Source organism: Bradyrhizobium hereditatis (assembly GCF_020329435.1).
Classification (GTDB): domain Bacteria; phylum Pseudomonadota; class Alphaproteobacteria; order Rhizobiales; family Xanthobacteraceae; genus Bradyrhizobium; species Bradyrhizobium hereditatis.
The window spans coordinates 1-12,520 of record NZ_JAGKJK010000003.1 but is presented as its reverse complement, the minus strand read 5'-3'; the positions used below and the strand labels follow the sequence as shown (position 1 = coordinate 12,520).

12 protein-coding genes are annotated in these 12,520 nt (G+C 62.4%); 5 read left to right on the top strand and 7 right to left on the bottom strand.

What is annotated here, in order from left to right:
• Positions 1–6: 6 nt before the first annotated feature.
• The 4 genes from J6524_RS08080 (at position 7) to J6524_RS08065 (ending at position 3,300) form a co-directional block, all read left to right on the top strand.
• Positions 7–1,179, top strand: coding sequence for an aminotransferase (locus J6524_RS08080; protein ID WP_225669868.1), 1,173 nt, complete (start codon positions 7–9; stop codon positions 1,177–1,179).
• Between the two features lie 2 nt (positions 1,180–1,181).
• Positions 1,182–2,288: a polyamine ABC transporter substrate-binding protein gene (locus tag J6524_RS08075; RefSeq protein WP_225669867.1), complete on the top strand. Its 1,107-nt coding sequence runs from the start codon at positions 1,182–1,184 to the stop codon at positions 2,286–2,288.
• A 425-nt stretch (positions 2,289–2,713) separates the two neighbouring features.
• Positions 2,714–2,944 carry a DUF433 domain-containing protein gene (locus J6524_RS08070; protein WP_225669866.1) on the top strand — a complete coding sequence of 77 codons (231 nt, stop codon included), beginning with the start codon at positions 2,714–2,716 and terminating at the stop codon, positions 2,942–2,944.
• Positions 2,945–2,976: 32 nt separating this feature from the next.
• Positions 2,977–3,300 (top strand): DUF5615 family PIN-like protein, encoded by a 324-nt coding sequence (locus tag J6524_RS08065; protein ID WP_225669865.1) that lies wholly within the window; start codon positions 2,977–2,979, stop codon positions 3,298–3,300.
• Positions 3,301–3,320: 20 nt separating this feature from the next.
• Here J6524_RS08065 and J6524_RS08060 read toward each other — a convergent pair whose 3' ends face one another.
• The 6 genes from J6524_RS08060 to J6524_RS08035 all read right to left on the bottom strand — a co-directional run bounded on the left by J6524_RS08060 (position 3,321) and on the right by J6524_RS08035 (position 9,865).
• Positions 3,321–4,256 carry a lipid A biosynthesis lauroyl acyltransferase gene (locus J6524_RS08060; protein ID WP_225669864.1) on the bottom strand — a complete coding sequence of 312 codons (936 nt, stop codon included), beginning with the start codon at positions 4,254–4,256 and terminating at the stop codon, positions 3,321–3,323.
• 21 nt (positions 4,257–4,277) lie between these two features.
• Positions 4,278–5,555 (bottom strand): beta-ketoacyl-ACP synthase, encoded by a 1,278-nt coding sequence (locus J6524_RS08055; protein WP_225669863.1) that lies wholly within the window; start codon positions 5,553–5,555, stop codon positions 4,278–4,280.
• An 86-nt stretch (positions 5,556–5,641) separates the two neighbouring features.
• A complete protein-coding gene (locus J6524_RS08050; RefSeq protein ID WP_225669862.1) occupies positions 5,642–6,841 on the bottom strand; it encodes a beta-ketoacyl-ACP synthase in 1,200 nt (399 codons plus the stop codon).
• On the bottom strand, positions 6,838–7,308 hold the full coding sequence (locus J6524_RS08045) for a 3-hydroxyacyl-ACP dehydratase FabZ family protein (protein ID WP_225669861.1): 471 nt from the start codon (positions 7,306–7,308) through the stop codon (positions 6,838–6,840). Before J6524_RS08045 ends, J6524_RS08050 begins: the two co-directional genes overlap by 4 nt.
• A gap of 9 nt (positions 7,309–7,317) precedes the next feature.
• Positions 7,318–7,611, bottom strand: a complete 294-nt coding sequence (locus J6524_RS08040; RefSeq protein WP_028346689.1) for an acyl carrier protein — start codon at positions 7,609–7,611, stop codon at positions 7,318–7,320.
• Positions 7,612–7,939: 328 nt separating this feature from the next.
• Entirely contained in the window at positions 7,940–9,865 is a 1,926-nt protein-coding gene (locus J6524_RS08035) for an FAD-binding monooxygenase (RefSeq protein WP_225669860.1), read from the bottom strand.
• A 191-nt stretch (positions 9,866–10,056) separates the two neighbouring features.
• On the opposite strand from J6524_RS08035, the gene J6524_RS08030 reads away from it, so the two are divergent.
• Positions 10,057–10,524, top strand: a complete 468-nt coding sequence (locus J6524_RS08030) for a MarR family winged helix-turn-helix transcriptional regulator (RefSeq protein WP_225669859.1) — start codon at positions 10,057–10,059, stop codon at positions 10,522–10,524.
• A gap of 144 nt (positions 10,525–10,668) precedes the next feature.
• On the opposite strand, the gene J6524_RS08025 is transcribed toward J6524_RS08030, so the two are convergent.
• Positions 10,669–11,709 carry an alpha/beta hydrolase gene (locus J6524_RS08025; protein ID WP_225669858.1) on the bottom strand — a complete coding sequence of 347 codons (1,041 nt, stop codon included), beginning with the start codon at positions 11,707–11,709 and terminating at the stop codon, positions 10,669–10,671.
• Positions 11,710–12,520 lie beyond the last annotated feature (811 nt).

The following is a 12,520-nucleotide window of genomic DNA, read 5'->3' as shown; positions in this document are numbered from 1 at the left end:
CGCGCCATGACGTCCATGAACAAGGTCTTCGCCGACCTTCCCGTCACCGTGTTCGAGGCGATGTCGCAGGCGGCGCGCGACAACAACGCCATCAATCTCGGACAGGGCTTTCCCGACGATCCCGGACCGGAGGATATCCGCCGCGCTGCGGCCGACGCCACGGTGAACGGCTACAACCAGTACCCGTCGATGATGGGCATTCCGGAGCTGCGGCAGGCGATCGCCGCCCATTACGGGCGCTGGCACAAGCTCTCGCTTGATCCGATGACTGAGGTAATGGTGACCTCGGGCGGCACCGAGGCGCTGACCGCTTCCATTCTCGCCGTCGTCGAACCCGGCGACGAGGTCGTGGTGTTCCAGCCCGTCTATGACAGCTATCTGCCGATCATCCGCCAAGCCGGCGGCATTCCGCGCCTGCTCCGGCTCGAGCCGCCGGGCTGGCGGCTGACCGAGGAGATGCTGGCAAGCGTCTTCAATCCGAAGACCAAGGCGGTGCTGTTCAACAACCCGCTCAATCCGGCTGCCGTCGTCTATCCCCGCGAGGACCTCGAATTGCTGGCGCGGTTCTGCCAGAAGTTCGACACCATCGCGATCTGCGACGAGGTCTGGGAGCACGTCATCTTCGATGGCCGGGAGCATATTCCGCTGATCACGATTCCAGGCATGCGCGACCGCACCATCAAGGTCGGCAGCGCCGGCAAGATCTTTTCGCTGACGGGATGGAAGGTCGGTTTTGTCTGCGCCGCGCCGCCGCTGCTGCGGGTGGCGGCCAAGGTGCACCAGTTTCTGACCTTCACCACCGCGCCGAACCTGCAGGCCGCAGTCGCCTACGGCCTCGGCAAGCCCGACCAATATTTTTACGACATGCGCAACGACCTCGCGCGCAGCCGAGACCGCCTGACCAAGGGGCTGGAGAGCATCGGCTTTCCCGTGCTGAAATCGCAAGGGACGTATTTTCTCACCGTCGACCTATCGCCGCTCGGGCTGAATGAAACCGATGTCGAGTTCTGCAAGCGCATCGTGACCGATTATAAGGTCGCGGCGATCCCGGTGTCGGCATTCTACGAGCAGGATGCGGTAACCTCGGTGGTGCGGTTCTGTTTTTCCAAGAAGGACGAAACGCTGGATACCGCGCTGGAGCGCCTGTCCGACGCGGTGCACGGCCGTCGCAAGAGGTAGACATGCGCGATTCGATCCGAAATTCGCTGTGCCTGATCGGCGCGATCGCTGCATCGTTGTTGCTCGCGCCCGCGTCGGCGCAGGAGCGCACGGTCAATTTCTACAATTGGTCGAACTATATGGCACCTAGCGTGCTGGAGGATTTTACCAAGGAAACCGGCATCAAGGTGGTTTACGACACGTTCGACGCCAACGAGACGCTGGAGACGCGCCTTCTGGCCGGCAAGTCGGGCTACGACGTCGTGGTGCCCACGGGCTATTTCCTGCAGCGCCAGATCACCGCAAAAGTCTTCACCAGGCTCGACAAATCAAAACTGCCCAATCTCGCCAACGCCTGGCCTGTGGTGACCGACCAGCTCGCGACCTACGATCCCGGCAACAACTACGCCGCCAATTACATGTGGGGCACCACCGGCATCGGCTACAACGTCAAGACATCAGAGAAAATTCTTGGCCCCGACGTGAAAATCGATAGCTGGGATATCGTCTTCAAGCCGGAGAACCTCGCCAAGTTCAAAGACTGCGGCATCCACATGCTGGATTCCGCCGACGACATTTTGCCCGCGGCCTTGAGCTATCTCGGCATCGACCCGAATTCGACCAAGCAGGCCGATCTCGAAAAGGCCGCCGAACTCGTCGCCAAGATCAGGCCCAATGTCCGCAAGTTTCATTCCTCGGAATATCTGGGCGCGCTTGCCTCCGGCGAGATCTGCTTCGTGGTGGGCTGGTCGGGCGACATCATGCAGGCGCGCAGCCGCGCTGCGGAAGCCAAGAACGGCGTCGAGATCGGCTACACCATTCCGAAGGAGGGCGCGCAGATGTTCTTCGACAATCTCGCGATCCCTGCGGACGCCAAGAACGTCGCGGAAGCCTATGAGCTGATCAACTATCTCTACCGCCCCGATGTTGCGGCGAAGAATTCCAATTTCCTGTCCTACGCCAACGGCAATCTGGCCAGCCAGAAGCTGATCGATCCGAAGATTCTGAACGACAAGAATATCTACCCGGACGAGGCGACGCAGAAAAAGCTGTTCGTCATCAAGGCCCGTGATCCCGCGACACAGCGCGTCATCAACCGGCTGTGGACAAGGGTGAAGACGGGGAGGTGATGGCAGCGCGCGAGCGTCTCTCCGCCGTCATTGCGAAGCCGTAGCGCGGATGAGCGAAGCGATATCCGGGGCCGGCGTCGGTAATATCCCGGATGTCGCTGCGCTCATCCGGGCTACGCTTATCCCAACAAACTCCTGTTGCCGGTACCCGAGCGAGAATCTATAGCTCCCTCCAGGAGCATCACATGACCAACTTCCTCGCATTCTTCTCAACACGCACACTGCTGCAAATCATCTTCGTCCTGGCATCGACCGTTGCGATGAAAGCGTGGAGCCTCGGCCTGCTGTTCGGCGGGTAGCGTAGGCCGAAATTATCCGGGGTCCCGCACCGCTCCATTGTAGACGGATTCATTCTACGATTCTGTCGTCGCGCAGCTGGCCGGACTCAGGTAGTATCTGGCTCTGGATAAGGAGCGGCCGCCGACATGACTGAACATCCTCGCATATCGTTGTCGCCTGATGTGCTAGCCGGGAAGCCTGTTATTCGCGGGACCAGGCTCGCCGTGGAATTCGTGATTGGCTTGCTTGCAGATGGTTGGACCGAGTCCGATATTCTGACCAACTACCCCGATATTACCCATGACGACGTTATCGCGTGCCTTGCTTATGCCCGCGATACGTTGAGTGGGGAGAGGGTCTATCCCAGCGCGGCCTGATATGCGCTTTCTTGCCAATGAGAATATACCGGGTGCGCTGGTCACAGCCCTTCGTGTGGGCCGGAAATGACGTCGTTTGGATCAGGGCCGAAGCGCCTGGCAGTCGCGATCAGGAGGTGTTGGCGTGGGCGGTGCGCGACGGGCGTATTCTGCTCACTTTTGATAAAGACTTCGGAGAACTTGCGAAGGCATCGGGATTGCCTGCAGCATGCGGGGTAATTTTGCTGCGTATTCCTATGCCCCGTCCCGATGAAGTCGGGCAGCAGCTCACGAGTTTGATGGCGCGCCACGATTGGACCGGCCATTTCTCGGTCGTTGAACCGGGCCGCATCCGCATGCGACCACTGACGCGGTAAAGGCCGCTGTCGCTGCGCCCCTACCGCCATCTCCGGTGCAGCCACAGCCACTGGTCCGGATATTCGCGCACCCAGCCTTCGACTACGGATGTCACCGCCTGCATCGTGCCCTGGATGTCGATCTGGCCTGAGGCGTCGCGCACCGGCTTGACCTCTTCGGATAGCTCCGCGCGGAAGCGGTGATTGGGCAGGCGGATGATGCGCACGCCGTGCACGGGGCATTCGACCTGCCGGAGCAGCCGCGCCAGCGTCGGGTTGGCCTTGGTCTTGCGGCCGAAGAACGTCACCTCAACGCCGTTGCCCATGTACTGATCGACCAGCATCGCGACGTGCTGGCCCCTCTGCAGGGCTTCGGCGAGCTTGAGCGGCGCGTCGCGGCCGGCCGGCACCAGCGTGCCCATCTTGACGGCGCGGATCCTCTCGATCGCGCGGTCGGCGGCCTCGATGTTCGGCCGGCGGAACAGGATCGCGCAATCGAGCCCATGCGCCACCGCGCCGAGCGCCGGGATTTCCCAGTTGCCGAGATGGCTTGCGAAGATGATCGCAGGCTTGCCGTCGTCGCGCAGGGAATCGAAGATTTCCTTGGTCCGCGGCGTGAACTCGATGCGGCTCGGCTTCTCCGGATGATCGAGGTCATAGTCCCAGATGTGATCGAGATGGGCGAACTCGGCGCCGATGCGGCCGAGATTATCCCACACGCCGGTCAGAATGGTCTCGATCTCCTCCGGCGATTTCTCGGGGAAGGCGGCCTTGAGATTCTCGCGGCCGATGCGATCCTCGCGCAGCCGTCGCCCGATGAAGCGGGTGACGCGGCCGAAGAAATTGGCAGTCTTGTCCGGATCGAAGTAGCGCGTGGTGCGGAGCAGCGCGACCGTCAGCGCGCCGACGGCGGCTTCCGCCACCGGCTTGGCAGCGTCGCGCAGGCGCGCCTTGGTACGTAGGAGCAGGCGGTTCATCGTCGAGGAGGACCGCGGTCGCTACACCGGTTCGCGCGTCAGGATCAGCGAGGCGTTCTGGCCGCCGAAGCCGAACGAGTTCGACATCACGGCGGTGACCTTGGCGTCGCGCGCCTTGTTGCCGACCACGTCGAACAGGATCGCCGGATCCGGAATCTCGTAATTGATGGTCGGCGGAATCCGCTGGTGCTCCAGCGTCAGCAGCGAGAACACCGCCTCCACTGCGCCCGCCGCGGAAATCGTATGCCCGACCATCGACTTGTTCGACGACACCGGGATCTTCGGCAGATGATCGCCGAATACGACTGCGGTCGTGTTGTACTCCATCTTGTCGTTTTCCGGCGTCGAGGTGCCGTGCGCGTTGATGTGGTCGATCTGTTCCGGCTCGAGGCCGGCGTCCGCCAGCGTCTTGCGCATGCAGCCGATGATCGGCTTGCCGTCGGGGCTTGAGCGGGTGCGGTGGAAGGAATCGGTCAGCTCACCGCAGCCGGCCACCACGCCGAGAATTTTGGCGCCACGCGCGATCGCCGCCTCATAGCTTTCCAGCACCATCGCGCCAGCGCCTTCCGCCATCACGAAACCGTCGCGGTTCTTCGAGAACGGTTTTGATGCGGCCTGCGGCGGATCGTTCTGCGTCGACAGCGCCGACAACAGCGAGAAGCGCACCATGGCTTCAGGGTTCACCGAGCCATCGGTGCCGACACACAGCGCAGCATCGGCTTCGCCGCGGCGGATCGCCTCGACGCCGAGCTGGATCGCGGTTGCGCCGGAGGCGCAGGCTGTAGAGAGCGAGATCGGCGAACCCTTGGTGCCGAAGGTTTCGGCGAGGTGGCTCGCCACCGAGCCGAACATGAAGCGACGATGATATTTGGCGTAGCGGCCGCCACCGCTGATGCGCAGCATATCGTCATAGCTGAGTTCGGTCTTGCCGATTGCACGCCCGAGCTCGAGCCGCTGCGGCCATTCGACCTCGACCGGCGCCACCGCCAGGAACAGCGGGCCGGGAAAATCGGCTTTGCCGCCGATCGCGGCCTGTGCGAGCGCTTCTTCCGTCGCCATTTCGGCCAGCCGCTCGGTCAGCCCCGTCGAGGTCACGGGATCGACGGTGACGAAATCGACCGTGCCGGCCATGGTCGACTTCAAGCCGTCGACCGGAAAGCGCGTCACGGTCTTGATGCCTGATTCACCCGCAGTCAGCCTGCGCCAATTGTCTTCCTTGCCGGCGCCGAGCGAGGTCACCACGCCCATGCCGGTGACGACGACGATCGGTCTGCCGAATTTATCGCGTGGTGCTGACATGGTTCCCCCACTGCTGCGCCGTAACTCGCGCGTTTCGCGCGCCTCTCTCACTTCTGGCCGTACCGAAAGCGCGCTTTCGGCGACGCTTACTTGACGGCCTCGACCAGGGCCATCCCTTCGCCCTGCCAGTGACCGGCCCCCACCACGACAATCTGGTCCGGGCTGCCTGCCTTTTCAACCTCGAAGCCCGAGGGATCGTTGGGCGGAAACAGCGCGCCGCGTGAGAGCGAGAGCGCGGCCAGCGCCAAGCCCAACGGAAACTGGGTCTCCAGCGTATGGCCGAACATCGTTCCGGTGGCGCGCACGGCAAAGCCCGGGTGTTGACGCAGGAAGGCCTTCTCTTCCGATGTCACCGGCTCGGCGCCGGTCGCGCCCGTGATCACGTTGCCGCTCTCGGCGGTAACGCCGAGTTTCGGCCACAGCGCTTCCAGCGATTTAGTCACCGCGCCCGGCTGCTTGCGCTGCGCGAGATCGGAGACCACTTTGGTCAGCTTCGCGTATGGCTTGGCGCCGCGCGCCTCCGCATGCTCGCGGGATTCCAGCACCAGAAAGCAGCCGGCCGAGCCGAGCGCAAAGCCGCTTTGGCCTTCGCGTTGCCAGACCGGAGCGAACTTTTCCTTCAGGTTGAAGTCGCCGAACTCATAGAGGACCAGAAGATCCTTGCGTTCGCCATTATGGGCGGCGCCGACCAGCGCAATCTCGCTCTGTCCGGACTCGATGCGGGCGAGCGCGATTCGCGCCGCGTCGATGCTGGCGGCTTCCTCGCCCATGAAGGTGCGCGACGTTCCGCACACGCCGTGCACGATCGCGATGTTGCCGGCGAGCAGGTTAGAGAGCTGCGCCAGAAACAGCGTCGGCCGCAGATCGTTCATCAGCCGCTCGTTGAGAAAGCCGGGGCTGGAATTGCCCTTGGCGTCGGCGGTCATGATGGCAACGTCGACGGCAAGGTCACGCTCGCCGCCGCCGGCGGCGACGATCATGTCCATTCGCCCCAGGATTTCCTGGTTGCCTTTGACGCCGGCCGATTCCAGCGCGAGCCCCGCGGCATAGGTGCCGATGCGCTGCCACGCTTCCATCTGGCGCTGATCGCCCTTCTTCGGAATCTGCGCGTCGAAGGTGACAGGCGCCAGCGGGTGCACGATGTAGGGCGCAAACCGCTTGTCGTCGACGTTGATCTTCTTCTCGTTCAGCGCATCCCAATGCGCGTCCAGCCCTTCGCCGAGCGAGGAGACGATGCCGATGCCGGTGATCCAGACTTCCTTGGCCGCGGATTTTGGCTCAGTCATTGCGTGATTGCCTGCAGTGGGAAGCCGATCTTGTTCGCCATCGCGTCCATGTGCACGCGCATGGAGGGGTCGGGGAAAGGAGTGAGGCCAAAAGTGATCTCGGCGCTGCACTTCAATTCCTTGCCGGCGCGGCCCTTGGCCTTGGTGACGGCAAAGCCGGAACCCTCGTGTTCAAGCTTCGCCTCGATCGTCAGCAGCGTGCCGGGGCTGACGAACCCGCGCATCTTGGCTTCCTTGATGATGGCAAGGAACGGCATGCGCTCGAATTTCAACAGGCCGAGCAGCAGCCAGCCGGAGCTCTGTGCCATCGCCTCGGTCAGCAAGACGCCGGGCATGGTCGGAAATCCCGGAAAGTGACCCTCGAAGATAGTGTGCTGCGCCGGAACCTGCGCCTCGACCGTGATCCTCTTCTCGTCGAGGTTCAACTCGACGATGCGGTCGATCAGCTTGAAGTAATCAAGGTCCATGGCGGGCGATTAGGCGCCCGGGGCTGCATTCTTGGCGGCGACCAGTTCGTCGATGCGATCGGCGAGATTCTGCAGCACAAAGTACTGCTCGGTCGTGGCCTTGCCGTCGTTGACTTCCTGGGTCCATTTTTCGAGCGGCATCTTGATCCCGAACGCCTTGTCGATGGCAAAGGCGATGTCGAGGAAGTCCAAGCTGTCTATACCCAGATCGTCGATGGCGTGGCTCTCCGGCTTGATCGTGTCGCGCGGGATGTCGCAGGTCTCCGCGATAATGTTGGCGATCTGATCGAATGTGGAAGACATCATTAAGCCTTTGATATATTGGAGGTATTCCGTAGCGGCTTGGAGGGGGCGGGTGAGCGGCCCCGGAAGGCCCTGATCCCCCGGCCGGAGTCGAGTGCCCGTATATCGGAGCGGGGCGCTTAGTTCAATGGAAAGGGCCCGATCCCAGCCCAATGGATTTGGCGGGAAAAGTGGCAGTTTCGGGGAGGTGGTGGTGGGGCGCTGTGGAAGCGTAGCGGAGTGTAGCCCGGGCGAGCGAAGCGACCCCGGGGACAGTACCCCCCGCATATCGCGGAGCCTGTCATCGGGCGCGCATTCGCGCGACCCGTTGGCTCATGTGGGCTACGGCTCACTCCGCCCTTAGCATGAACCCGTCGAAATAGGCCGCAAGCTCCGCATACGCACCAAGCGGCAGCACGTGCGCGACGAATTGATCCGGCCGGACCACGACCATGCAGCCTTTGTCCCGATTGATTCCGCGCATCGCGAAGATGTCGTGGCCGCTCCTGAAATCGGGGCAGAACATTTTTTGGTAGTCGATGAGCCCGTAGCGTCCTTTGCGCGGGAGCAGGAGCGGGGGCATCTTCTCGATGGCGAGCTCGGCATGCGCGTGCTGGAACACGGCGCGCACGTCGATCACGGAATCGATGTCGGCGCCCGCTGGCGTGTGTCTTCTGATTGGCGACTTCGGGCTCTCGCTCAGGAAATCGCAGAGCGAGCGGAGCGGAGCGTTGTCGGCCGCGGGATCTTCTGCGCCGGCAAATATGAAGAGCCGGAAGCGCCCATCCGCCTTCGTGACATGGCCGAGGTGAACCGGCTTGGCGTCCGAGAGCCGGACGACCGGCGCGGAGTGAAAGCGCGTGCCGATCACAAAACCTTTTGCCAGATGCTGGTGATCGGATTGGGCGGTGAGGATGGACGGGCGGTAGTGCGTCGCGGTGCCAGCGGTATAGCGGCCGTGACGGACGAAATAATTTTGCATTTGCGCCGCGTCGCCGCCCTTGTTGTCGCCTTTGGCGGACGCGAGGATCGCGGCCCATTCGCGGTCGAAGTCGATCAGTTCCTTCGCAACTGCCTGCCGTTCCGCCGAATAACTGTGCAAGAGATGCGGCGCGCTGCGCCCGCGCAACACAGAAGCAAGCTTCCATCCGAGATTGAAGCCGTCCTGCATCGAGACGTTCATGCCCTGACCCGCCTTCGGGCTGTGCGTGTGGCAGGCGTCGCCCGCGATGAACACGCGGGGCAGGCGCGTTCCGACCTCATCCGCCGGCACGTCGTCGAACTTGTCGGTCAGCCGCTGGCCGATCTCGTAGACCGACCACCAGGCGATCTCCTTCACCTCGAGCGTATGCGGATTGAGAATCCGCCGCGCCTTCGCGATCAAGTCGTCGGACGTGATGTTGCGGCTGGCAATCCGCTCGCCGGCATCGAGATTGGCGAGCTCGACATAGAGGCGGACGAGATAGCCGCCTTCGCGCGGGATCACGATGATGCTGCCATCACGGGCCGACTGGATCAGCACCTTGTAGCGGATGTCGGGGAAGTCGGTGACGGCAAGGACGTCCATCACGCCCCAGGCATGATTGGCGGAATCGCCGCGCAGCTCGCGCCCGATCGACTTTCGCACTGTGCTGCGCGCGCCGTCGCAGCCGACGACATAGCGCGCTTTGATGGTCTCGATTTCGCCCTCGTGTCCGGCATCGAGCCGCTCGAGGCGCACGGTCACCGCGTGGTCCTCGAACCGCGCCGCCGGCGCTATCTCAAGGTCAAGCAGGCGCCGTGAATAATATGGCTCGAGTTTTGTGGGCGATTTGCGCATGACATCGAGATAGCAATCATGCACGCGCGCCTGGTTCAGGATGAGGTGCGGCATTTCCGATAGGTCATCCTCGACGTCCTGAACGCGGCCGCTGCGCACGATGTGTTCAGGGTTTCGATCGTCTGGCTTCCAGAATGTTGTTTCAGTGATCCAGCACGCTTCCTTCAGCACGCGCTCGCCGAAGCCGAAGGCGTGAAACATTTCCATGGTGCGGCAGGCGACGCCGTCGGCCTGACCGCGCAAAAGCCGACTTGGCTTCTGCTCGACGATGCAGGTCTTGATGTCGGCAAACGCCGAAAGCTGCGCCGCCAGCGTCAGGCCCGCCGGTCCGCAGCCAACGATCAGGACATCGACATCAGCCGGAACGGAGCCGGACATGCCGGAAGGGGCAACCCGCTCCGCAGGATCGGCGATCTCAGGGTCGCCCGGCTCGAAGCCATTCAGATGAAATTGCATGAAACCTGCTCCTCCTGTCCTTTGCCGATCCGGAGTTGATTGTGGCCGAACGGATCGCCCTTCATCGAGGGCACAGGTCACAATTTATGCCGCGACCAAAGCGCACGGGATGAAATATTGATCAGCATGCTGATTATCAGTATGCTTGTCAATTGTGTTGGGCTGCTTCTGTCCGGCCTTGGGAGGGATCAGTGAGAGATAACAATGAGATGCCCGGCCATCTGGCGCGCCGCTTCCAGCAGATTGCAGTGGCCGTATTCCTCGCGGAGGTCGAGGAGGCGGGCTTTGATCTTACGCCCGTGCAATATGCCACGCTCGCCGCGATCAGGACCAATCCGGGCGTCGATCAGGTGACGCTCGCCGGCCTCATTGCCTATGACCGCACCACGATCACCGGCGTGGTCGATCGTCTGGTGCAGAGGGGCTTGCTGATCCGTCACCCAAGCCCCCGCGACCGCCGCGCCCGCGAGTTGCAGATCACCGAAGCGGGCAAGCGCACGCTCCGCGCCATCACGCCGGCCGTCGAGGAAGCCCAGCGCACCATGCTGCGTGGCCTCACCGCAAAGGAGGGCACGGAGCTGATGCGGCTGCTGCGCAAAGCCATCGCCGCCGGCAACGAACTAAGTCGCGCGCCGCTGCGGGAGGCGGAGTTGCGGTGAGAAGCGTAGGGCGGATTAGCCGCAAGGCGTAATCCGCCGCGCTCTGTCAGTCTGTAGGATGGGTAGAGCGCAGCGAAACCCATCGCGTCTCGGGCCGCTTTGATGGGTATCGCTGCGCTCCACCCATCCTACGCAACCGGCTTCTCACGGCCTCTTCCCCTCATCGAGAAACGCCTGCACCGCCTCGAACAGCCTTAGCCTGTTACGCTCCATGATGATGGAGTGCGTACCCTCGGCGAGCGCGACGTAGCGTTTGCCCAGCGAATTCACCAGCAGCGGAAACAGCGTCTGCGCCATGTAGGGCGGCGTGTCGCGGTCCCATTCGGCGCCGACCAGTAATGTCGGCACGGTGATCTTGGCGGGATCGTAGTAGGGCTTGCCGGCGCCGAAGAATTCGGCGCCGTCTTGCACGACGCCGTTGGGGGCGCGAACGACCGGAGGGTTCATCGTTGCGCCGTCCGGATCGGTTGCAAATGTCGCGTCTGCCCACGCCTCGAACCAGCCGGCGGGAATGAGATTGGCTTTCTTGTCCTCCGGCACGCCGGTGTACCAGCGCTCTTTGGCCTGATCGCGCGTGACCATTCTATATGCGCCAAGCTTGCCCGACCCTGCCTGAACGAGTGACGGCGTTTGCCGGATCCAGACAGGTGCATAGAGGACAAGGCGTTCGACCTTCGACGCGTTTTGCGTGGTGTAGGTCGCCATCAGCGTCGTGCCCCAGGACCAGCCGATCAGGTTGAGGCGCGGGATGTTGCGGCGCTGCAGGATGAAATCCACGGCGGTACCGATGTCCTTCACCGCGGTCTGGCCGGTTACGATAGGCGGATTGGCATCGGGCTTGTCGGCCATTTCGCGGGGACGCGTGGATTTGCCGTAGCCGCGCAGATCGAGAAGCCACACGTCGTAACCGCGCGCGGCGATGTATTCCATCCAGGACAGGCCATCCAGCTTGAGGTCGAATGCAGTCTCCGAAGGATAGGTCGCGCCGTGAACGTAAAGCACCGTCTGCTCCGGCCGGAACGAGGTCATGTCGGCCGGCCGCTTGTTGCGGACGTAGATATCGATGCCGGGATCAGATGTCTTGACCATCATCTCTTCGGTCACGAGAGGCCTCGCCTGTGCGAGCGCGGGAATGGAAAGGAGCGTTGCCAGAAAAAAGCCCGCGGCAGCGATTGAAAGTCTCAATGGTGCCTCCCCTGGTATTCTTCGTTTTGCTTCTGATTTGAACGTAGCGAGATTTGCGCAAGCATGCACCTTGTTCTTTGCGGAGATTCGTAGGGTGGGCAAAGGCGCGTCAGCGCCGTGCCCACCATCTATCACCGGCCGCCTCTCCAAATGGTGGGCACGCTTCGCTTTGCCCACACTACGATTTCTGTGACATGTCGACCCAACTGGCAAATCACTTCTGATTTTCAGAAGTCATGTCAAGGCCGGGAATCAAAAATATTCCGCTTCTCCGCAGACCCAAATCACGCGTACAACTTCCGCCGTCCCGCCTCGACAAGAGGGGCGTATCGCGATCGTCACGAACGTGAGGCGGGATGCAGTGGACGCAAGGGCGTCGGCGCACGACGTGGTCGCAGGGTGAGATGAACCTCATGAGCGGCAAACGGTGCGCACGATGACGGCGCTCGATGCGTACGGCAAAACCGTGTGGTCCTGACACCCGTGGCTGGTGCCAAGCTGCCGGTGGTGAACTCAATCCAACCGGATTGATTTGGCCATCAAGCCGGCAGTGACGGAGGCCAGAGGAATTCGGCTCCGGGGAGATCGCGGCATAAGCCGTCAAACCATTGCGCAGGGAATGCCGGAGTGCTTCGGCTGTACCTGTATGCTCGTGTGCGTTTTGCTTTGCGCATATTGCACACGAGACCGCGGGTGCAGCGTGCACCCGGCATTCCCTGCTCCCTCTCGTTGGGGAGACAAGTTTTCTTGGCAAAGCTCGGACGCAAGTCGCGTCGCGAGAACGCCGGCACACATTCACCTGTCATCGTCC